The sequence below is a fragment of the Frigoribacterium sp. PvP054 genome (assembly GCF_040547465.1).
Lineage (GTDB): Bacteria > Actinomycetota > Actinomycetes > Actinomycetales > Microbacteriaceae > Frigoribacterium.
In genome coordinates this window covers 21,679-43,484 of sequence record NZ_JBEPPU010000012.1, presented here as the reverse complement: position 1 = coordinate 43,484, position 21,806 = coordinate 21,679, and the positions used below count along the sequence as shown (strand labels likewise).

17 protein-coding genes and 1 pseudogene are annotated in these 21,806 nt (G+C 71.5%); 5 read left to right on the top strand and 13 right to left on the bottom strand.

Annotated features, from left to right (window positions below):
• Window positions 1–299 precede the first annotated feature (299 nt).
• The gene (locus tag ABID81_RS13635) at window positions 300–1,226 is read left to right on the top strand and encodes an ROK family protein (protein WP_354595323.1); all 927 of its coding nucleotides are present in this window, start codon (window positions 300–302) and stop codon (window positions 1,224–1,226) included.
• A 159-nt stretch (window positions 1,227–1,385) separates the two neighbouring features.
• Here ABID81_RS13635 and ABID81_RS13630 read toward each other — a convergent pair whose 3' ends face one another.
• From ABID81_RS13630 to ABID81_RS13610, 5 genes are all read right to left on the bottom strand, one after another.
• The gene (locus ABID81_RS13630; protein WP_354595322.1) at window positions 1,386–4,460 is read right to left on the bottom strand and encodes an alpha-mannosidase; all 3,075 of its coding nucleotides are present in this window, start codon (window positions 4,458–4,460) and stop codon (window positions 1,386–1,388) included.
• Between the two features lie 94 nt (window positions 4,461–4,554).
• Window positions 4,555–5,391 (bottom strand): carbohydrate ABC transporter permease, encoded by an 837-nt coding sequence (locus ABID81_RS13625; protein WP_056259591.1) that lies wholly within the window; start codon window positions 5,389–5,391, stop codon window positions 4,555–4,557.
• A gap of 2 nt (window positions 5,392–5,393) precedes the next feature.
• Window positions 5,394–6,380 (bottom strand): carbohydrate ABC transporter permease, encoded by a 987-nt coding sequence (locus ABID81_RS13620; RefSeq protein WP_354595321.1) that lies wholly within the window; start codon window positions 6,378–6,380, stop codon window positions 5,394–5,396.
• A gap of 4 nt (window positions 6,381–6,384) precedes the next feature.
• The gene (locus tag ABID81_RS13615) at window positions 6,385–7,773 is read right to left on the bottom strand and encodes an extracellular solute-binding protein (protein ID WP_354595320.1); all 1,389 of its coding nucleotides are present in this window, start codon (window positions 7,771–7,773) and stop codon (window positions 6,385–6,387) included.
• 241 nt (window positions 7,774–8,014) lie between these two features.
• Complete coding sequence (locus ABID81_RS13610; protein ID WP_354595319.1) at window positions 8,015–9,289, bottom strand: ROK family transcriptional regulator; 1,275 nt, start codon at window positions 9,287–9,289, stop codon at window positions 8,015–8,017.
• Window positions 9,290–9,387: 98 nt separating this feature from the next.
• On the opposite strand from ABID81_RS13610, the gene ABID81_RS13605 reads away from it, so the two are divergent.
• The gene (locus tag ABID81_RS13605; RefSeq protein WP_354595318.1) at window positions 9,388–9,858 is read left to right on the top strand and encodes a GNAT family N-acetyltransferase; all 471 of its coding nucleotides are present in this window, start codon (window positions 9,388–9,390) and stop codon (window positions 9,856–9,858) included.
• 25 nt (window positions 9,859–9,883) lie between these two features.
• Entirely contained in the window at window positions 9,884–10,237 is a 354-nt protein-coding gene (locus ABID81_RS13600) for an MGMT family protein (RefSeq protein ID WP_354595317.1), read from the top strand.
• 92 nt (window positions 10,238–10,329) lie between these two features.
• On the opposite strand, the pseudogene ABID81_RS13595 reads toward ABID81_RS13600, so the two are convergent.
• From ABID81_RS13595 to sucC, 8 genes and pseudogenes are all read right to left on the bottom strand, one after another.
• Window positions 10,330–10,530 (bottom strand): annotated as a pseudogene (locus ABID81_RS13595) (GNAT family N-acetyltransferase); the annotation flags it as partial.
• A gap of 51 nt (window positions 10,531–10,581) precedes the next feature.
• Window positions 10,582–12,531, bottom strand: coding sequence for an ABC transporter ATP-binding protein (locus tag ABID81_RS13590; RefSeq protein WP_354595316.1), 1,950 nt, complete (start codon window positions 12,529–12,531; stop codon window positions 10,582–10,584).
• Window positions 12,528–14,360: an ABC transporter ATP-binding protein gene (locus ABID81_RS13585; RefSeq protein WP_354595315.1), complete on the bottom strand. Its 1,833-nt coding sequence runs from the start codon at window positions 14,358–14,360 to the stop codon at window positions 12,528–12,530. Before ABID81_RS13585 ends, ABID81_RS13590 begins: the two co-directional genes overlap by 4 nt.
• 464 nt (window positions 14,361–14,824) lie before the next feature.
• Entirely contained in the window at window positions 14,825–16,489 is a 1,665-nt protein-coding gene (gene purH / locus ABID81_RS13580; RefSeq protein WP_354595314.1) for a bifunctional phosphoribosylaminoimidazolecarboxamide formyltransferase/IMP cyclohydrolase, read from the bottom strand.
• Entirely contained in the window at window positions 16,486–17,079 is a 594-nt protein-coding gene (gene purN, locus ABID81_RS13575) for a phosphoribosylglycinamide formyltransferase (protein ID WP_354595313.1), read from the bottom strand. Before purN ends, purH begins: the two co-directional genes overlap by 4 nt.
• 62 nt (window positions 17,080–17,141) lie before the next feature.
• Window positions 17,142–18,521, bottom strand: a complete 1,380-nt coding sequence (locus ABID81_RS13570) for a cell division protein PerM (RefSeq protein WP_354595312.1) — start codon at window positions 18,519–18,521, stop codon at window positions 17,142–17,144.
• Between the two features lie 202 nt (window positions 18,522–18,723).
• On the bottom strand, window positions 18,724–19,611 hold the full coding sequence (sucD, locus tag ABID81_RS13565) for a succinate--CoA ligase subunit alpha (RefSeq protein WP_043594275.1): 888 nt from the start codon (window positions 19,609–19,611) through the stop codon (window positions 18,724–18,726).
• A 15-nt stretch (window positions 19,612–19,626) separates the two neighbouring features.
• The gene (gene sucC, locus ABID81_RS13560; protein WP_194595024.1) at window positions 19,627–20,790 is read right to left on the bottom strand and encodes an ADP-forming succinate--CoA ligase subunit beta; all 1,164 of its coding nucleotides are present in this window, start codon (window positions 20,788–20,790) and stop codon (window positions 19,627–19,629) included.
• 211 nt (window positions 20,791–21,001) lie between these two features.
• Between sucC and ABID81_RS13555 the strand changes: the two genes are divergently transcribed.
• Both ABID81_RS13555 and ABID81_RS13550 read left to right on the top strand, forming a co-directional pair.
• On the top strand, window positions 21,002–21,412 hold the full coding sequence (locus tag ABID81_RS13555) for an ester cyclase (RefSeq protein WP_354595311.1): 411 nt from the start codon (window positions 21,002–21,004) through the stop codon (window positions 21,410–21,412).
• Window positions 21,413–21,455: 43 nt separating this feature from the next.
• Window positions 21,456–21,689 (top strand): hypothetical protein, encoded by a 234-nt coding sequence (locus ABID81_RS13550; RefSeq protein ID WP_123519640.1) that lies wholly within the window; start codon window positions 21,456–21,458, stop codon window positions 21,687–21,689.
• The last annotated feature ends 117 nt before the right edge of the window (window positions 21,690–21,806 follow it).

Genomic DNA, 21,806 nt, shown 5'->3' with positions numbered 1-21,806 from the left:
CCCGGTCTGCAGGCCCGTCGGCAGCGGCGCCGGGGTGGCGACGCCATGGTGGCGTGCCGTTAGTAAATGAGCCTTACAAACACGTGTCAAGGTGCGTGGCGGCGAGTTTACGCACACGAAACACCGACGGTCAACACCCGAAACATCGGCTGTGGATCTCTCTGCCCCTTGCCGAGGCAGGGTTCGTAAGCTTTACTAACAAACATGTCCACGCCCGCCACCGCGTCCGTCGTCGCGGCCCACGGCGCGCTCGGCCACGCCCCGGCGGGCCCCTCCGCAGCCGACCCGACGGGACGGCCGTGAGGGTCGGTCTCGACATCGGCGGCACCAAGATCGACGCCGTCGTCGTGGACGCGACCGGCGCACCCGTCCACCGCCTCCGGCTGCCGACGGGGTTCGGCCCGGACGCCGTGCTGGCCAACGCGATCGCGGCCGTGACCTCGCTGGCCGGTCGCGCGGGCGTCGACGTCACCGCCTTCGAGTCCGTCGGCATCGGCATCCCCGGCCTGGTCGACGGCGCGACGGGTCGCGTCCGGCACGCGGTGAACATCGGCTTCGACGACGTGGCGGTGGGCCCGACGCTGAGCGCCCGGCTCGGGGTGCCGGTGCGGGTCGAGAACGACGTCAACGCGGCCGCCCTCGGCGCCTACCTGGCCATGTCGTTGTCCGGGTCGGTCGGCTACCTGAACCTCGGCACCGGCCTCGCCGCGGGCCTCGTCGTCGACGGTGAGCTCTGGCGCGGGTCACGGGGGGTCTCGGGTGAGATCGGTCACGTCCCGGTCGACCCGTCCGGCGAGCTCTGCCCCTGCGGTCAGCGCGGATGCCTCGAGACCGTGGCGGCCGGCGCCGCGGTGTCACGCCACTGGCCGACCCACGACGCGTACCCGGCCGTGGCCCTGTTCGCAGCGGCCGACGCCGGCGACCCCGAGGCCGTGCGCGTGCGTGCCGACCTCGCGGCGGGCGTCGCTGCCGCGGTGCGCCTCCTCGTCCTGACGACGGACGTCGACTCGGTCGTCATCGGCGGCGGGCTGAGCAACCTCGGCCGCCCCCTGCTCGACGACGTCGCGGGGGTGCTCGACCGCTGGGCGGCCGGGTCGCCGTTCCTGGCATCGCTCGAGCTCTCGTCGCGCATCGAGCTGCTGCCGCCGGGGTTTCCCGTGGCCGCCGTCGGCGCGGCGACGGTCGGAGCCCGCGGGCCCGGCGCCGCGGTCGCCGCCGCGCTCTGACGAGCGCGACGCGAGCGCAGCGTCCCCCGCACAGCTGAACCGCCACGCCGCCACGCCGCCACGCCGCCACGCCGCCACAAAATGGTCACAACGCCAGGAGAAGACCTGGTGCTGTGACCATCTCGTGGTGCGGTGCCCTCTGGAGGGGACTCGCCGGCGCTACGCCCTGGCCACCCGCAGCGTCACGATCTCGAACGGGCGCAGGGTCAGGTCGATCGCCGAGCCGTCGACCCACCGCCCCGCCCCGGCCGAGCCCTCGGCCAGCTCGCGCTCGATCAGGTCGGTGCGCCACGCCCCGCCGAACCCGCTGTCGGCGTCGACCGTGACCGTGGTGGTCGCCCGCGCGCCCCGAGCCTCGTACAACCGGACGATCAGGTCGCCCGACCGGTCTTCGGCGAGCTTGACCGCCTCGACCAGGACGGCCGGCGACGTCGACGTCACGAGCGGGGCCACCCGGGCACCCGACGCACCCTCGACCCGTCGCACGGGCAGGTTCAGCCGGTAGCCCGCGGTCGCCGCCTCGAGCACGTCGGGTGCGACCCGCACCGACGAGCGCAGCACGTGCCGCCCCTGGTCGGCGTACGGATCGGGGAAGGTCGGCGCCCGCAGCAGCGACTGGCGGACGAGCGTCGTGGTGCCGCCGTCACCCCCGTCGGCCGCGTCGCGGGTGCTGCGGGTGACGTCGTGCCCGTAGGTGGCGTCGTTCGCGACGGCCACGCCGAAGCCGGGCTCGGCGACGTGCACCCAGCGATGGGCCACGGTCTCGAACCGGGCGTGGTCCCACGAGGTGTTCTGGTGGGTCGGGCGCTGCACGTGCCCGAACTGCACCTCGGAGGCCGCACGGTCGGCGTGCACGTCGAGGGGGAACGCCAGCTTCAGCAGCTTCTGCCGCTCGTGCCAGTCGACGTCGGTCTGCACGTGCAGCTCGGCCTCGCCGTCGTCGAGCCACCAGCGCTGCACGATCGTGGACCCGCCGAAGCGGCGGGTCACGACGAGGGCCCCGCCGTCGGCGACCACCGACTCGGCCTCGACCAGGTCGGTGCGGACGTTCTTGTAGGCCTGGTCGACGTCCCACGCGTCCCACTGGTTGGGCGTGTCGCGGAAGAGTTGCAGCAGGCCCAGCCTCTCGCCCGGGGCGACGAGGTCGCGGCCCGACGACGCGTCGACCAACGAGACGACCAGGCCGTCACCGTCGAACACCGCACGGACGAGCCCGTTGTCGAGCACCCAGCCGTCACCGTCGGCGACCGGTGCCACCGACCCGACCCCCGCCTCCTGGGCGAGCCCCTCGGCCGAACCCGACGAGGCGTCGACGCCCGCCGCCGCGACCGGCCCGGCGTTGAACGTCACCGTCGCCGACCCCGACCCCGCGAGCGCCCGTTGGGCCGCGCCGATGATCGCCTCGAGCTGTTCGGCGACGCGGGCGTAGTGGCGCTCGGCCTCGTGGTGCACCCAGGCGATGGACGAGCCGGGCAGGATGTCGTGGAACTGCTGCAGCAGCACGACGTGCCAGATCTGCTCGAGCTCGTCGTAAGGGTAGTCGACCAGCCCTCGCGCGGCGGCGGTGGCGCTCCACAACTCGGCCTCGCGCAGCAGGTGCTCGCTGCGGCGGTTGCCCTGCTTCGTCCGAGCCTGCGACGTGTAGGTGCCGCGGTGGAACTCGAGGTACATCTCGCCCGACCACACGGCCGGGTCGGAGAGCTCGGCCCGCGCCTGGGAGAAGAAGGAGGCGGGGGTGCCGACGGTCACGCGCGGCGAGCCCTCGAGGTCGGCGGCCCGGTGCGCGGCCGCCATCATCTCGCGGGTCGGCCCGCCGCCACCGTCACCCCAACCGAACGGCACGAGGGAGACGTTCGAGAACCCCTTCTCGGCGTAGCCGCTCTCGGCGTGTGCCAGCTCGCCCGCCGAGAGGTCGGAGTTGTAGGTGTCGACCGGCGGGAAGTGCGTGAACACCCGGCTGCCGTCGATGCCCTCCCACAGGAAGGTGTGGTGCGGCATGCGGTTCGTCTCGTTCCACGACTCCTTCTGGGTGAAGAACGAGCTCGCCCCCGCGGCCCGGGCGATCTGCGGCATCGCACCCGTGTAGCCGAACGAGTCCGGCAGCCAGACCTCGTCGGCGTCGACGCCGAACTCGCGGAGGAAGAAGCCCTTGCCGGCGACGAACTGGCGCGCGAGGGCCTCGCCGCCGGGCATGTTCGTGTCGGACTCGACCCACATGCCGCCGACGGGCACGAAGCGGCCTTCGGCGACCTTCTGCTTGACGCGCTCGAACAACTCGGGGTAGCGCTCTTTCAGCCAGGCGTACTGCTGGGCGCTCGAGGCGGCGAACACGAAGTCGGGGTCGTCGTCCATCAGGGCGACGACGTTCGAGAAGGTGCGCGCGACCTTGCGCTGCGTCTCGCGCACCGGCCAGAGCCAGGCCGAGTCGATGTGGGCGTGACCGGTCGCCACGACGCGGTGTGCGCTCGCGTTCGCCGGCGAGGCCAGCACCCCGGCGAGGGCCTCGCGCCCGAACCGTGCGGAGCCCGCCACGTCGGCGTGGTCGACGACGTCGCACATCCGGTCGAGGGCCCGCAGGACCTCGTGTCGCCGCGGCGAGGCGAGGTCGAGGGTGCGCATCAACCCGACGAGCGTCCAGACGTCGCGGTCGAGCTCGGCCACCACCTCGTCACGCTCGGCGAGGGTGATGCCCCGCAGGGCGTAGATCGGCGCGTCGCCCGCGGTCTCGGGGTCGCCCAGCAGCGTCTCGCCGTGGAAGTCGTCGCCGCCGATGTCGGGGTTCGAGGCGGCCTCGACGTAGACGTCGATGGTGCTGCCCGGCGTGGCCCCCGCCCCGATCGCGGTCAGGGGAACGTACCCGTTGTAGGGCTCGATCGCCTTGACGATCGTGCCGTCGGGTCGCCAGACGAGCCCCTCGGCCTGGAACCCGGGCTGGCGGATGCTGAAGCCGAGGTCGACGACCAGCTCGAGCGACGTCGCGGGGTCGGTGCCGAAGTCGTCGGGCACCGTGCCGGTGACGTGGAACCACGTGGTGCCCCAGGGGCGGCTCCACGGCGAACCGACCGCGAAGGGTGCGAACTCGTTCGAGACGGCCTCGGCGAACGGCACCGGCTCGCCCGGCGCCTCCCACGCGGTGATCGTGAGCGGCAGGGCCCGGCGGTAGACCGCCGGCGTGATGCGGTCGCGGACGAAGCGGTCGATGCGGGCCTCGACGAGGACGGTGTTGTCGTGCATGGGATCAGTCTCCTGACGGGCGCGCCGGGGCGCGCGGTGGGACGGGTGGTTCTGTGGAACTCGAGAGCGGTGTGCTGATCGGTGGGGAGGCGCGTCACCCCTTCACGGCGCCGGCCAGCGCGTTCGATCCGCCGAGGGTCCGCGAGACGAGCACGTACAGCGCGATGACCGGCACCGAGTAGACGATCGAGAACGCGGCGAGCTGGCCGTAGGCGACCGAGCCGTACTGCCCGAAGAAGTTGAAGATGCTGACCGCGGCGGGCTGTTTGTCGGGGCTGAGCAGCAGCACGAACGGGACGAAGAAGTTCCCCCAGGCCTGGATGAACACGAAGATGAACACGACGGCGATGCCCGGCCGCATGAGCGGCACGACGATGCGCGTCAGGGTCGAGAACATCGAGGCGCCGTCGGTCCAGGCGGCCTCCTCGAGCGAGATGGGCACCGAGTCCATGAAGTTCTTGGCCATCCAGATCGCCATCGGCAGGCTGGTCGCGGCCAGGAAGAACACCGTGCCGCCGATCGAGTCGATCAGGTTCAGAGAGACGAACAGGCTGTAGACCGGCACCATCATGGCCGTGATCGGCAGGCCGGTGCCGAACAGGATGCCGTAGAGGAACGGCTTGTTGATGCGCATCCGGTAGCGCGACAACGGGTACGCGGCGAGGATCGCCACCACCACCGTCACGAGGGCGCAGCCGCCCGAGACGATCAGGCTGTTGGCGAGCGGGACGAACGAGATCTCGGGCGTGAGCACGGCCGTGAAGTTGTCGAGCGTGAACTGCGACGGCACCTTGGCCGACAACGTGGCCGAGGGGTCGAACGACGCGAGCAGCAGCCAGGCGAGCGGCACCGCGAAGCAGATCGCGATGACGATCAGCACGACGTTCGAGACGGCCTTCATGCTGCGGCCGCTGGGTGAGGTCATGGCCATGGTCAGTCGACCTCCGGTTTCAGGGCCCTGATGTAGATGATCGAGAAGACGGCGCCGACGAGCAGCATGATCGTGGCGATCGCCGTGCCGAAGCCGAGCTGCGAGAACTGGAAGGCCTCCTGGTAGGCGAGGATCGGCAGCGTCGTGCTGTTCGTGCCGGGCCCGCCACCGGTCATCACGTAGATCAGCGTGAAGACCGAGAGCGTCTGCAGCGTGGTGAGCATGAGGTTGGTCGAGATGCTGCGGCGGATCACCGGCAGCGTGATGTAGACGAGGCGCTGCCAGCCGGTGGCGCCGTCGACCTCGGCCGACTCGGTGATCTCGGGTGGCACCTCCTGCACGGCCGCCGAGTAGACGAGCATCGAGAACGCGGCCCCGCGCCAGATGTTGGCGAGGATCACCGAGAGCATGGGCAGCGCGTAGAGCCAGTTGGCGCCCGTGACGCCGAACCACGACAGGACGGTGTTGAGCGTGCCCGCGTCGTTGAAGAACGCGTACGCCGCGAAGGCGGCGACGATCTCGGGCAGCACCCACGCGGCGATGACGAAGGTGCCGACGATCGAACGGACGACCTTGTGGCCGTTCCGCATCAGCAGGGCGAGCCCGAGGCCCACGACGTTCTGACCGACGACGGCCGAGAAGAAGACGAAGGCGAGGGTCAGCAGCACCGACTTCGGGAAGTCCGGGTCGGCGAACAGCTCGGTGTAGTTGCGGAACCCGATGAACTCCGACCCGCCGGCGGCGTAGCCGGTCAGCGAGGCGTCGGTGAAGGAGCCGTAGAAGCTCGAGATCACCGGCCCCAGCAGGAACAGGGCCAGCAGCACGAAGGCCGGGACGAGCGGCAGGGTGCGGGCGCCGGTGCGCAGCGCGCGGGCCTTCGAGGCACCCGCCCGGCGACCCGGCTTCTCGCCGTGGGACCCGGGGCCGGGCCCGGGGGCCCCCGGCCGGCCGCTCTCGCGGCCGACCGGGGTGGGGGCGATGGTCGCCATCCGGCTAGTCCCCCGCCTTCTGCGTCTGGTCCTCGCCGACGATGCCGACCAGCTGGTCGTCGAAGGCGGCGGCGGCCTCCTCCGGGCTCTGCTGGCCCGTCATGACGGCCTCCATCGCGACGGTGATCTCGTTCGAGATGCGGCTGTAGTCGGTCGTCGCGGGGCGGAAGTGGGTGACGGGCACGATGGACGAGAAGAACTCGAAGGTCGGGTTGCTGTCGACGTACTCCGGGTCCTCGGCGACGTCGCTGCGCACGGCGATCTGGCTGGCCGCGATGTCGTAGCTCTGCGAACCGTCCTTGTCGAGGGCGTCGGCGATGAACTCGAACGCCTTGTCGGGGTTCTTCGACTTCGAGCCCACGGCGAGCGTCCAGCCGCCCGACATGCTCGTCGCGCCCGGTTTCGCGCCGTCCTGCGTGGGCATGGGCGCCTGGCCCATCACGTCGTTCCACTCGGGCCACGGGTTCGTGCCGGTCTCGAGCCACGTGCCGCTCATCCACGAGCCGTCGAGGGCGATCGCGAGCTTGCCCTGCGGAAGCCACTCACCACCGACGATGGTGGCGATGTTCGTGTCGAGCGCCTCCTCGGGTTTCGGGCCGATGCCGCCCTGGTAGACGTCCTCGATGAAGCCGAGGGAGTCGACGAAGCCCTGCGAGTCGGTCAGCCACTTGCCGGTCTCGTCGTCGTACAGCGTGCCGGTCGGCGTGCCGTAGAGCAGCATCTCGAAGCCCTGCATGGTCGCCCCCTCGCCCTGCGGCTTGCCCGAGTAGACGTTGAGCGGCACGACGTCGGGCACCTTCGCCTTGACCGTCTCGGCGGCGTCGAGCACGTCCTGCCAGGTCTTCGGCTGCCACGGCACGGGCAGGCCCGCCTGGGCGAAGAGGTCCTTGTTGTACCAGAGGGCCCGCGTGTCGGTGCCCATCGGGATGCCGTAGGTCTTGCCGTCCTCGCCGACGCCGGCCTCCTTGGCGTTGTCGTAGAACTTCTCCCAGTCCTCCCACCCGGCGGTGTACTCGTCGAGCGGCAGCAGGTAGCCCGCGGCCGCGTCGCTCTTGACCTTGAAGGTGTCCTCGTACATCACGTCGGGCGCGGTGGCGGCCGAGCGGTTCATCAGCGCGAGCTTGGTGAAGTAGTCGTCGTTCTGCGCCGCGATGGGCACGAACTCGACCTTCATGCCGGGGTTGGCCGCCTCGAAGGTCTTGGCCGTCTCCTTCATGTGGGCGTCCATCTGCGTGAACGTGCCGAACTTCTGGTACGCGACCTTGATGGTGTCGGAGTCGCCGTCGCCGGCACCCCCCGCGCATCCCGAGGCCAGCAGGGCCGTGGCGACTGCCGCGGCGGCGACGGCCAGTGCGCGCTTGCGCCCCCGGGCCGAGGTGAACGTGCGTGACATGGTGCTCCTTTGCTCCATCCGCGTCGGTGCCGGGCTGCTCTGCCCGACCGCGATGCGATTACTACATCGTATGGACTAACTCGTGTCAAGCACTCGGCGGGCAACGGTCCGGTAACGACCCAGCGGCCGGGGAGGCGCGGGTCGAGCACCCCCGGAGGCGCGGGTAGGGACCTCAGGAGGCGCGGGTCGGGGACCTCAGGAGGCGCGGGTCGGGGACCTCAGGAGGCGCGGGTCGGCCTCGTCAGGCGCGGATCAGCAGGGCGGACGGTCGCGGCGAGAACGTCTGGTCGAGCACCAGGCAGGCCGCTCCGACGGCCGCCACGTCGATGCCGATCGACGACTCGACGATGCGGACCGGGTGCTTCGGGATCAGCGCGGGGTCGCCCCGCACGGCCGCCGGGAGCACCTCGAGGACGTGCCGCGAGAGGGGCGCCCAGAACGGTCCGCCGAAGACGATCTCGTCCAGGTCGAGCAGGTTGACGATGGTGACGAGGGCCCTGGCCAGGTGGCGGCCCGCGCCGTGCAGCACCGCGAGCGCCCCGGCGTCGCCCGCGTCGGCCTTGCCCACGAGGGCGCCGAACGCCTCGTCGATGCGGCGCATGTCGACGTCGTCTCCGCGACGGGCCGCCTCGGCGAGCGCGTCGTCCGACACGTCGCCGGCGACGAGGACTCCCCCGTCGACGGCCTCGCGGACGAGGGCGTGCGGCGTGATGAGCTCGCCCACGCAGCCGATGCGTCCGCAGGTGCAGCGGTGCCCGTGGTCGTCGACCATGACGTGACCCGAGTCGCCGGCGTTGGCGCTGGCCCCGCGCAGCACGTCACCGCCGAGCACGAGCCCGGTGCCGTAACCGGTGCCGTAGTAGACGAAGGCGAAGTCGGTCCGCCGACCCGCGCCTCCTTCGCTCAGCCAGGTCTCGGCGACGGCGCAGGCCGTGACGTCCTTCTCGAGCAGGACCGGCAGGCCGGTCGCCTCGCTGAGCGCCCGACGGAGCGGCACGTGCCGCCAGAGCGGCATCATCGGCGGGTCGAGCACCAGCCCGGGGCCGATGTCGACCGGACCGGGCGAGGCGATGCCCACCCCGAGCAGCAGCTCGCGGTCGACGCCGCTCGCCACGACGAGTCCGTCGATGCTGCGGGCCATGAGGGCGACCACCTCGTCGGGCTCGCTCGCGGACGGGGTCAGCTCGCGGGCGTGCGCCACGACCGTGCCCACGAGGTCGAGCAGCACGAAGGTGAGCACGGCGGGATCGATGTGGACCCCCACGGCGAACCTCCCCCTCGACTCGAGCTGGAGCATCGTGCGGGGCTTGCCGGGACCGCTGATCACGGTGCCGCTCTCGCGGATGAGGCCGGCCTCGAGCAGCCGTCTCGAGACGTTCGTCACGGTCTGCGGGCTCAGCCCCGTGCGGCCGGCGATCTCGGTGCGACTGAGGCCGGCGCTCTCTCGTCGGATCGCGTCGAGCACGACGGATCGGTTGTAGCCGCCGATCGCCGGCAGGTTCGTCCCGCGGTTCATTCTCGTCATCATCCACGACCCGGGGCCTCCGCGTGTACGCGGGGCGCCTCATCCCCCCGGTGGTGGTGCCCCCGGGGGCACGCCGATACCCTGATCCCATGTCTGGTCTGCGCCTCGAAGAACTGTCCGCCGCCACCGTCGTCGCGGCCAACAACCTCACGCTCAAGCCGGGGCAAGAGCAGTTCGTCGCTCCCGTCTCGCACTCGATCGCCGAGGCCTACGTGAACCCGACCACCGCCTGGCCCCGGGTCGTCGTCGACGCCGACGGCACCGTGGTCGGCTTCATCATGGGCAACTTCGACGCCGAGGCCGACGACGAGGCGCTGCGCAGCTGCATCTGGCGCATCAACGTCGAGGCCGACGCCCAGGGCCGGGGCATCGGGCGCTTCGCCGTGCACGCCCTCGCCGACGAGGCCCGCAGCCGCGGCTTCGACCGGGTCACCGTCATCTACGAGCCCGGCGACGACGGGCCCGAAGAGTTCTTCCACCACATCGGCTTCGAGGTCATCGGCGAGACGCCCTACGGCGAGCACGTCGCCGGCCTGACACTGGCGTCGTCGCCCGCGTGACCCGCGGCGACGTCGGCCCCACGGCGTGAGCCGCCACGTCGGGTCCCGGCCCGAGGCAGGACCCGACCCCGAGCCGGACCCGGACGACTTCGCCTCGCGGGTCGTCGCCGTGGTCGAGGCGATCCCGCCCGGCCACGTCATGACCTACGGCTCGGTCGCGTCCGTCCTCGGGTCGCGGGCATCGCGGCGCGTCGGCCAGGTCATGGCGTACGCCGGGGCCGACCTCCCGTGGTGGCGGGTGATCCGCGCCTCCGGCCACGCCCCGCGCGACCACGAGCAGCGGGCCCTCGAGATGTACCGCGTCGAGGGCACCCCGCTGGTGTGGAGCCGGACGGGCGCCTTTCGCGTCGACCTCGAGCGCGCCTCCCACCGGCCCTGACCGGGCCGACGCTCGAGGCCGGAACGGGCGACTTCGTCGGGGACGGTCGGTCACGACCCCCGACTCCGACGAACTCGCCCGCGCGGGTGGCCTCAGCGGGTCCAGTCGTACGGGGTCATCGTCGACACGGCGACCAGGCCCGACCGTTCGAGGATCGGACGCGAACCCTCGGTCGAGTCGCTGTGCACCGGCGTCTTGCCCCCGGCGAGAGCCGAACGGGCTCGTGCCGCCGTCGACGTTCGGTAGATGCCGCGGTGGCGGAAGGCCTCGAGGGTGGCGCCGCCCCGGATGCCGCCTCGTCGGAACCCACCCGTCGTCGCCATCGGCGACGGGCCCCGCCGACCTCACACGAGCGAGTCGCGCCAGGCCGCGTGGAGCTGGGCGAAGCGGCCCGTGCCCGCGATGAGGTCGTCGGGGGTGCCGTCCTCGACGATCTTGCCGTGTTCCATCACGAGCACCCGGTCGGCGATCGCGACCGTCGACAGCCGGTGCGCGATGATCACCGCGGTGCGATCGGCGAGCAGGGTCTGCAGCGCCTCTTGCACCATGCGCTCGGACGGGATGTCGAGCGACGCCGTCGCCTCGTCCAGGATCAACACGCTCGGGTCGGCGATGAACGCTCGGGCGAACGAGAGCAGCTGGCGTTGCCCGGCCGACACGCGGCCGCCGCGTTTGTTCACGTCGGTGTCGTACCCGTCGGGCAGGGCCTCGATGAACTCGTGTGCTCCCACCGCCTTCGCCGCCCGCACGATCTCGTCGCGCGTCGCGTCGGGCTTGCCCAGCGCGATGTTGTCGGCCACCGAACCCGAGAAGAGGTACGCCTCTTGCGTGACCATGACGATGGCGCGACGGAGGTCTTTCGGGTGCAGGTCGCGCAGGTCGACGCCGTCGAGCGTCACGGCGCCACGCGTCGGGTCGTAGAAGCGCGAGATGAGCTTGGCGAGGGTCGACTTGCCGGCCCCGGTCGAGCCGACGAGGGCGATGGTCTGCCCCGCCGGCACGTGCAGGTCGAACCCGGGCAGCACGACCGTGTCGGCGTTGTAGGCGAACTCGACGTCGTCGAAGTGCACCTGCCCCTTGGCGTCCCACAGGTCGACCGGACGCGTCGGGTCGGGCACGCTGGGCTGCTCTTCCAGCACGCCCGAGATCTTCTCGAGCGCGGCCGACGCCGACTGGTAGCCGTTGTAGAACATGGCCATCTCTTCGGCCGGGTCGAAGAACCGCTTGGCGTACAGCGCGACCGCGAGCAGCGCGCCGACCTCGAGCGAGCCGTCGATCACGCGGAACCCGCCCCAGAGCACGACCACGGCGAGGGTCGCGTTGCCGATCAGCACGAGACCGGGGTCGAACGTGCCGAACAGGGTGAAGACCTTCGCGTTCGCCTGGCGGTACTCCTCGACGTGGCCGGCGTACTCGTCCTCGTTGCGCTTCTCCTTGCGGAACGCCTGGACGGCGCGCATGCCGGTCATGGTCTCGACGAAGTGCACGATCACCCGCGCGCTCGCGACGCGCGTGGCCCGGAACAGCTTCTGCGACCGCACCTGGAACCAGCGCGTCAGCGCGAAGAGGGGCACCAGCGCGACAGCGAGCACGAGTCCGCTCTGGGCGTCGAGGCTCACCAACGCGATGGCCGTGAAGACCATGTAGAGCAGGCCGGAGACGAGCTGGTTGATGCCCGAGTCGAGCAGCTCGCGGATCGAGTCGAGATCGCTGGTCTGCCGCGAGATGATGCGGCCCGACGTGTAGGTCTCGTGGAACTCGAGGCTGAGTCGCTGCGTGTGCAGGAACAGCCGCTTGCGCAGGTCGATCAGGATGGCCTGGCTGATGCGGGCCGAGAGCACGGTGTACTGCGCCATGAGCACGGCACCGATGACGCCCGTGATCAGATAGACCACGACGACCATGATCGCGGGCACCCAGTCCTGCTGGTCCATCAGGGCGGGCAGGGCCCGGTCGATGCCGATCGCGATGAGCGCCGGCCCCGCGACCTGCGAGGCCGTGCTGATGACGACGACGACGCCCATGAGCACCAGTCGCCAGCGGAGCGGATGCACGAGCGAGCCGAGCAGCCGCAACGAGCGCCGGCGGAGGCGCTTGCTCTCGGCCGCGGTGAAGTCCTGGCGCTCTTCGCCCCGGACGCCTTCGGTCGTCGAGCCCTGCTCGGCACGCTTCTCGGCCGGGGTGCGGCCGTCGAGGGCCTCGTGCTCGACGGGTGCGGCGGGGTCGGACGCCGACGTGTCGCCGGCGGTCGTGGGGCGGTCGGGACGGTCGTCCTCGAGGGTCGCGTCGATCATGCCAGCACCTCTTCTCGGGTGGTCGTGTCGTCGTCGAGCGACGAGATGACGTAGCGGTAGTGCTCGTTGGTCGCGAGCAGGTCGGAGTGCCGCCCCACCGCGGTGACGCGCCCGTTCTCGAGCAGCGCGACCCGGTCGGCCAGGGTCACCGTCGACGGCCGGTGGGCCACGATCAGCGACGTCGTCGAGGCGAGCACCCGACGCAGGCCGGCCTCGACGCGCGCCTCGGTGTCGACGTCGAGCGCCGACAGCGGGTCGTCGAGCACCAGGACGGCGGGCCGGGCCGCGATGGCGCGGGCGAGGGCGAGACGCTGACGCTGACCCCCGGACAGGCTCAGCCCCTCTTCGCCGACGCGCGTGTCGACGCCGTCGGGCAGACGCTCGACGAAGTCGGCCTGGGCGATGTCGAGGGCCTCGCGCATCACGCGGTCGGCCTCGACCGCGTCGTCGACGAGGTCGGGTCGGCCGAGCATGACGTTGTCACGCACCGACGCACTGAAGAGCGTGGCGTCCTCGAAGGCCATGCCGATGTGCCGACGCAGCTCTTCTCTCGTCAGGTCGCGCACGTCGACCCCGTCGATCAGCACGCGACCGCCGGTGACGTCGTAGAGACGCGACACGAGCGAGAGCAACGTCGTCTTGCCCGAACCGGTGAGCCCCACGAGCGCCATGGTCTCGCCCGGCTCGAGCACGAGGTCGACCCCGTTGACGAGGTCGTCGTACTGCGCCGGGGAGTCCTGGTAGCGGAAGTGCACGGAGTCGAACTCGAGCCGGCCGTGCGGCTCGGCGATCGTCACCGGCCGGGCGGGGTCGGTCACGTCGTTCTCGGTGTCCATCACCTCGAAGTAGCGGTCGACGGCGGTGCGGGTGTCGAAGGTCATCGACAGCAGGAAGCCGATCGACTCGACCGGCCAGCGCAGCACGGTGGCCGTCGCGAAGAAGGCGAACAGCTGACCGACCGTCAGCTGGCCGTCGGCGGCCAGCCCGATGCCGCCGAGCAGGCACAGGGCGAACGCCACGTCGGGCACGAGCAGCAGCCAGAGCCACAGCTTCGAGATCGCCTTGGCCTTCTCGATCTCGGTGCCGCGCAGGTCTTCGGCCTGCTTGACGAACTCGCGCAGCGAGTGCTTGCCCCGACCGAACGCCTTGAGCACGCGGATGCCGTGCACGCTCTCTTCCACGCTGGTGGCGAGGTCGCCGACCTGGTCCTGGCTGCGACGGGCGACGATCGAGTACCGCTTCTCGAAGGCGAAGCTGACGACGAACACCGGCAGCGAGGCCACGACGAAGATCAGCCCGAGCACCCAGCTGTACCAGAACAGCACGACGAACCCGACGACGATCGTGACGAGGTTGACGACCAGCAGCAGCAGCCCGAAGGCGATCCACCGCCTGATCAGGCTGAGGTCGCTGACCGACCGGCTGAGCAGCTGCCCGCTCTGCCAGCGGTCGTGGAACGCCACCGGCAGGTCTTGCAGCTTCGCGTAGAGCGCGTTGCGCATGGTCGCCTCGACGCGGGTGCTCGGCGTGAGCACCATGCGACGACGCGTGCCGATCATCAGGGCCTCGACGATGCCGAGGCCGAGGACGACGCCGAACGCGGGCCACACCTGCGCCCGGTCGCCGCTCGACAGGGGGCCGTCGACCAGCAGTTGCAGCACGAGGGGGATGAGCAGTGCGACGACGGCGGCGGTCAACGACGCGACGAGGCCGAGGACCAACCGCGGGTAGGCGGGCCGCGCGTAGGGGTGGAGGCGCGCGAGGGCTCGGACCGTCGAGGGACGGCCCGCACCATCGGGCGGACGGGTGGACGGGGACTTCTGAGACATGGGTGATCCAAGTGTCGTGATCTGGCACGGGTGCGGCGCCGAGCCGTGACCCGTTGTGGAGAGGAGATGTCGTCGCGGTCGCTGGGGACGACGCGCGGCCCCGCCCGGGGACGATCGCCGGGAGGGGGTGTGCGAGGGGTGCCGGTGGGCGGCGGGCCGTCTCGTCTAGCTGATCGGCGCCGGGCTCGGAGACGCCGAGGAGGCGCGACCCACGCGAGCACCGTCGGTGGCCGTGCCCACCGTGGTCAGTGTCGTCGTCGTCATCATGTCCTCCTGAGTGTCGTCGTCCGTCCGCGCGGTCGGGGTCGACCGGCTGCAAGCAGCCTTACAGGATATGTGTGCCGTCGGCTCCGCCGCAAGACGGAATCGTTCGGATTCGTGGCAGGCCCGCACCGCGCCTCCCGCGACCCCGCGGCGCCCCTCGGGGTCGCGGTGCGGTGCGTGCCGCAGGCGCCGCGCGTCACTCAGTGGAAGAAGTGGCGCTCGCCCGTGAAGTACATGGTGACGCCGGCCGCCTGGGCCGCGGCCACCACCTCGTCGTCGCGGATCGAGCCGCCGGGCTGGACGACGGCGGTCACCCCGGCGTCGAGCAGCACCTGCAGCCCGTCGGCGAAGGGGAAGAACGCGTCGGACGCGGCGACCGACCCGGCGGCACGGGCCCCGGCGCGATCGACGGCGAGGTGGCACGAGTCGACGCGGTTGACCTGGCCCATGCCCACGCCCACCGACGCGCCGTCCGAGGCGAGCAGGATCGCGTTCGACTTGACGGCCCGCGACGCCTTCCAGGCGAACTCGAGGTCGGCCCGCGTGGCGGCGTCGGCCTCGTCGCCCGCGACGAGCGTCCACCCGGCGGACGTGAAGCCGTCGAACCCGTCGGCGTCCTGCACCAGCAGGCCGCCCGAGATCTGCTTGACCTCGCGGGCCTCGCGCGCGAAGCCGGCGGGCAGCGTGAGCAACCGGACGTTCTTCTTCCGGCTGAGCACCTCGACCGCCTCGGGCTCGAACGCCGGGGCGATGACGACCTCGGTGAAGATGTCGGCGACCGTCTCGGCCATGGCGCGGGTCACGGTGCGGTTGGCCGCGATGACGCCGCCGAAGGCCGAGACGGGGTCGCAGGCGTGCGCACGCTGGTGCGCGTCGGCGATGGCGTCGACGGCGTCGGGCGAGGCGACGGCGATGCCGCACGGGTTGGCGTGCTTGATGATCGCCACGGCGGGCTCGTCGAAGTCGAAGGCGGCGCGGAGGGCGGCGTCGGCGTCCACGTAGTTGTTGTACGACATCTCCTTGCCGTGCAGCTGCGTCGCCTGCGCGATGCCGTGCGCCCCGGGCGTCGCGTAGATCGCGGCGGCCTGGTGGGCGTTCTCGCCGTAGCGGAGGGTGTGCTGCAGCTCACCCGAGACCTCGACCCGGGGATCGAAGCCGGCCCGCGCCTCCTCGGGGTCGACGACGGACGAGGAGGCGCCGGTCGCCGCGGCGGACGCGTCACCCTCGGTGCCCGCGCCCACGTGTGCGGCGAAGTACTCCGCCACCGCCGTGTCGTACGCGGCCGTGTGGGCGAAGGCCTCGCCGGCGAGACGCTGACGCTGGGCCAGGGTCGTGCCACCGAGCGTGAGGGCCTCGACGACCTGCGGGTAGCTCGTCGGCGACACCACGATCGCCACGTTGGCGTGGTTCTTCGCGGCGGCACGCACCATCGCGGGCCCGCCGATGTCGACGTTCTCGATGACGGTCGCGGCGTCGGCGCCCGACGCCACCGTCTCGACGAACGGGTACAGGTTGACCACGACGAGCTCGAACGCGGCGATGTCGAGCTCGGCCAGCTGGGCCTCGTGCGACTCGAGCCGCAGGTCGGCGAGGATGCCCGCGTGCACCGCGGGGTGCAGCGTCTTCACCCGGCCGTCGAGCGACTCGGGGAACCCGGTGACGCTGCTCACCTCGGTGACGGCGTGGCCGGCGTCGCGGATGGTCTGGGCCGTCGAACCGGTCGACACGATCTCGACGCCGGAGGCCGAGAGAGCCGCGGCGAGGTCGAGCAGGCCGGTCTTGTCGCTGACGCTGAGGAGCGCACGTCGCACGGGGACGGCGTCACGGTCGCGGTAGAGGCTGGGGTCGATGACGTGGCCGCTCATGCGGTGGGCTCCTGTTCGAGGGTGGTCGTTCCGTTGGCGATGTCGAGCACGGTCTGCACGAGCAGTTCGCGCTCGACGACCTTGATGCGGTCGTGCAGCGACGACTCGTCGTCGCCGGGCAGCACGGGGATGCGGCGCTGCGCGAGGATCGGGCCGCTGTCGACGCCCTCGTCGACGACGATGACGCTGGCACCCGTCTGCTCGACGCCGGCGGCGAGCGCGTCGCGCACGCCGTGGGCCCCGGGGAACTCGGGCAGGTAGGCGGGGTGGGTGTTGATGAGGTTCGGGGCGAGTGCCGCGACGACCCGCGGTGGCACGAGCCGCATGAAGCCGCTGAGCACCACGAGGTCGGGCTGCCACTGCTCGATCTGGGCCAGCAGCTCGTCGCCCCAGGCGGCACGGTCGGCGAAGTTCGAGAACGAGACCGAGAACGTCGGGACCCCGAAGTGCTCGGCGTGCTCGAATCCGTCGGCCTCGCGGTCGGCCCCGACGGCGACGACCCGAGCGGGGTACTCGGCGTCGCTCGCGGCCTCGAGCAGCGCCCGGAGGTTCGAGCCGCCACCGGAGATGAGCACCACGAGCTTCAGCACCCGGCAAGCCTAGCGGCCCCCGGCGGGCACGCCGTCGGGCGGCCGATCCGCCCGCGGGCCGCTCAGCGCGTGAGGCCCTCGATGCGCTCGGTGTCGTCGCCGTCGGGCCTCGTGGCCGACGCCGGATCGGCTCGCTCGTCGGACCCGGACGCGGCGTCACGTCGGGCCTCGCGGGCCGCCGCCTCGTCGGACGACGTCCCCGCCCCGACGCCCGGGCCGCCCACGAACCTCGGGGGCGAGACGACCATCGCGAGCACGGCCGCGACGGCGAACTCGAGCGCCGCGAAGCCACCCACCAGCAGCGGGTCGGGGCCGACGTCGGTCAGCCGGCCGGGCCCGGCCGACCCCGAGGCGGCCCAGGCGAGCAGCCCGAGCAGGACTCCCCCGACGAGGCCACCGACGACCGCGGTCACGATGCGGTGCAGCACGTCGTCGACGCCGTGACCGGAGAGCACGCGCTGCAGCCGCGGCCTCAGCACGGTGGCGCAGACGTAGGCCGCGACGACCGGCACGAGCAGACCGACGAAGCCGAAGGTGAGGTCGGCGGTCGGCAGTGCCCCCAGCAGCGGGATCGCGGGCATCGGTCCGACCGCGGTGCCGAGTGGAGAGATCGACGAGCCGGTGCCGATGGCGAAGCCGGGCCCGACCAACCACGACGCCGCCCAGACGACGACGTCGGGGATCAGGGCGAGCTGGCCGACGGTCAGCGCCAGCCCGCCCAGGAACCCTCCGTGCGCCCCTTCGTAGAGGGTGATCACCTCGGCGTAGCTCGTCACGACGAGCACCGTGACGACCAGGGCCGAGGCGGCGAGCACGGCGGCGGCCGACGTCGCGCCGAGACGCAGCGCGGTCGCGGCGATGCCGGTCACCTGGCCGGGCAGTCGTGTCAGCACGCCGACGATCGCACCCGTCACGGGGTCCGCGGCCTCGCCGCGACGGCGCCGGGTCACCTCGGCCATGACCACGACGGGCACCGCGTAGACGAGCGTGGGCAGCAGCGTCCCCTGCCACAGCGACGGGCGGGCGAGCTCGTGCTGGGCCGAGGCCGTGAGCGCGAGCGAGAGCACGGCGACGGTGCCGATGGTCACGAGCACGCCCGTCACGCGGTGCGCCGTCTCGGCCGCGGCACGACCCGCGCGGATGCCCATCAGGACGGTGAGCACGGCGAAGCCCATGGCCGCCAGCGAGATGACGATGGGGGCGTCGGCTCCGGTGACGCCCGTCGCGGCCGCGGCCTCGGCGCTGAGCTGCAGGGTGAGGTCCGCGCCGTGGCCGACGAGCCACGAGTCGACGGCGGCCCGCCAGAACACGATCCAGTCGATCTGCAGCCCGTACTGGAACGCCCAGAGCGAGGTCAGCACGACGAGGGGGATGCCGACGCCGACGCCCACGACGAGCAGGGCTTCGAGCGCGGCGAAGAGGGCGGTGACTGGGCGGTTCATCGCGAGCGACTGTACCGGTGCCGACCGGGGCCGGCTTGCTGCCCCGCCGCCCGCGACGACGACGCCCTCGACGTCACTCCGGACGACGCCCGGACGACGCCCGGTCGCCGGGGGGACGACGACGGGCGTGTCCGTCATGGCCGGCCGTCCGAAGACGACCCGTCACGACGGACACGCCCGTCGAGGAGGCGCGGGTCATCCCTCAGAGGGAGGCGTAGACCTCGCGCAGCAGCGCCGCGGTCTCGCTCGGCGTCTTGCCGACCTTGACGCCGGCGGCCTCGAGCGCCTCTTTCTTGGCCTGGGCCGTGCCGGCCGAGCCGGACACGATCGCGCCCGCGTGGCCCATCGTCTTGCCCTCGGGGGCGGTGAAGCCCGCGACGTAGCCGACGACCGGCTTGGTGACGTGCGCCTTGATGTAGTCGGCAGCGCGTTCTTCGGCGTCTCCGCCGATCTCGCCGATCATGACGATCGCCTTGGTGTCGGGGTCGGCCTCGAACGCCTCGAGGGCGTCGATGTGGGTCGTGCCGATGACCGGGTCGCCGCCGATGCCGATGGCGGTCGAGAAGCCGAGGTCGCGCAGCTCGAACATCATCTGGTAGGTCAGGGTGCCCGACTTCGACACGAGTCCGATCGGGCCGGAGCCCGAGATCGAGGCGGGCGTGATGCCGACCAGCGACTCGCCCGGCGTGATGATGCCGGGGCAGTTCGGCCCGATGATGCGCGTCGTGCCGCCCTTGGCCTTGGCGAGCGCCCAGAACTCGGCGCTGTCTTGCACGGGGATGCCCTCGGTGATGACGACGACGAGCGGCACCTCGGCCTCGATGGCCTCGACGACGGCGTCCTTCGCGAACGCCGGCGGCACGAAGACGATCGAGACGTCGGCGCCGGTCTCTGCGACGGCCTCGGTGACCGTGCCGAAGACGGGCAGTTCGACGTCACCGTGGGTGACGGTGGTGCCGGCCTTGCGGGCGTTGACGCCACCCACGACCTGCGTGCCGGCCTTGAGCATCAGGGCGGTGTGCTTCGTGCCCTCGCCGCCGGTGATGCCCTGGACGATGACCTTGCTGTCTTTGTTGAGGAAGATCGACATTGTTCTGTGCAGTCCTTACTTCGAAGCCAGCTCGGCGGCCTTGTCGGCAGCCTCGTCCATGGTCGCGACGACGGTGACGAGCGGGTGCGCCGCCTCCGCCAGGATGCGTCGACCCTCGTCGACGTTGTTGCCGTCGAGGCGCACGACGAGCGGCTTGGTGGCCGCGTCGCCGAGGATGCCCAGGGCGGCGACGATGCCGTTGGCGACCGCGTCGCAGGCGGTGATGCCACCGAAGACGTTGACGAACACGCTCTTGACCTGGGCGTCGCCCAGGATGACGTCGAGCCCGGCCGCCATGACCTCGGCGCTCGCTCCGCCGCCGATGTCGAGGAAGTTGGCGGGCTTGACCCCACCGTGCGCCTCGCCGGCGTAGGCGACGACGTCGAGCGTCGACATGACGAGCCCGGCACCGTTGCCGATGATGCCGACCTCGCCGTCGAGCTTCACGTAGTTGAGCCCGGCTGCCTTCGCCTTGGCCTCGAGCGGGTCGGCCGCGTCGGCGTCCTCGAGCTCGGCGTGGCCGGGGTGACGGAACTCGGCGTTCTCGTCGATCGACACCTTGCCGTCGAGGGCGACGATGTCGCCCTGCTCGGTGAGCACGAGCGGGTTGACCTCGACGAGCGTGGCGTCCTCGCCCTCGTACACCGCGTAGAGCTTGACCAGCACGGGGGCGACCTTCTCGATCAGCTCGTCGGGGAACCCGCCGGCCTTCGCGATCTCGGTGGCCTTGGCCAGGTCGATGCCCGAGCGGGGGTCGACCTCGACGCGCGCGAGGGCGTCGGGCTTCTCGACGGCGAGCTGTTCGATCTCCATGCCGCCCTCGACGCTGCAGAGCGAGAGGTACGAGCGGTTGGCGCGGTCGAGCAGCACCGAGAAGTAGAACTCCTGCGCGATCTGGGCGCCGCCCGCGATCATCACGCGCTTCACGACGTGGCCCTTGATGTCGAGCCCGAGGATGTCCTTCGCCGCCGCCTCGGCGTCGTCGGGGGTCTTCGCCACCTTGACGCCGCCGGCCTTGCCGCGGCCGCCGACCTTGACCTGGGCCTTGACGACGGTGACGCCACCCAGCTTCTCGGACGCTGCCCGCGCCTCCTCGGGGGTGTCGGCCACGATGCCCGGCAGCACGGGCACGCCGTACTGCTCGAACAGGTCTCTGGCCTGGTACTCGAAAAGATCCACGCTGTTCTTCCAATCCGCATCTCTGCGTCGTCTCACCATGATCCGTCTCGACATCGAGCCATCTCGACATGAAGACAATGGGCCAGCGGTCAGCCTAGCGGGCGACCCGAGGGGTACGCCGAGCGTCACGTCTGCTGTGAGCATCGGCGGCGATCGCGGGCCTGGGGAGTAGACGAGAGGCATCCCGATAGAACGAGAAACGGAGACACGCATGTCGAAAGAGAAGAACGTCGCCACCCAGCAGCGCATCGGCGAGATCCTGACCGCCCGCGAGATCGACCGACTGGGCGAGGGCTTCCACGCCGACGTCGTCGACCACGACCCGGCCCCCGACGCACCCGCCGGCCTCGCCGGCATCCAGGCCTTCTGGACCGAGTTCTTCGAGGCCTTCCCCGACGCCGACCTCGGGGTCGAGACCCTCGTCGCCGACGACGAGAACGTCACCGCCGTCTTCACGATCTCGGGGACGCACACCGGCACGTTCCAGGGCGCCGAGCCCACGGGCAAGTCGTTCACGGTGCGCGGCATCCAGGTCGGACGCTTCGACGAGGACGGCCTGCTGGTCGAGCGCTGGGGCGCCACCGACGAGGCCGGCCTGAAGCAGCAGCTCGGCCTGGCCTGATCCGACCCCCCACCACCCCGCACCGCCTTCGAGAGGACGCACCATGAGCGACACGAACACCCCCGCAGCATCGGGCGACCAGCCCTACGACCAGGCCGACGAGTTCGCCGAGTCCGAGCAGATCGCTACGAACGACGCGGTCGCCGGCGAGACGGTCTTCCCCGGCGTCGGCGAGGGCAACGACGGCCCGACCGGCGGCGCACCCCGCGAGGGCTCGCCCGAGTACGCCTCGAACGACCTCGAGGGTGACGAGATCGACCTCGACGAGACCGAGTGACCTCGGTCCTCCCCGTCTGACGACGCCCCTGCCGCACCTCGCGGCGGGGGCGTCGTCGCGTGACGGCTCCTCCCCCGGCCTGCGTCGTCGACAACCGTGCACAGGAGGCGCGGTGCC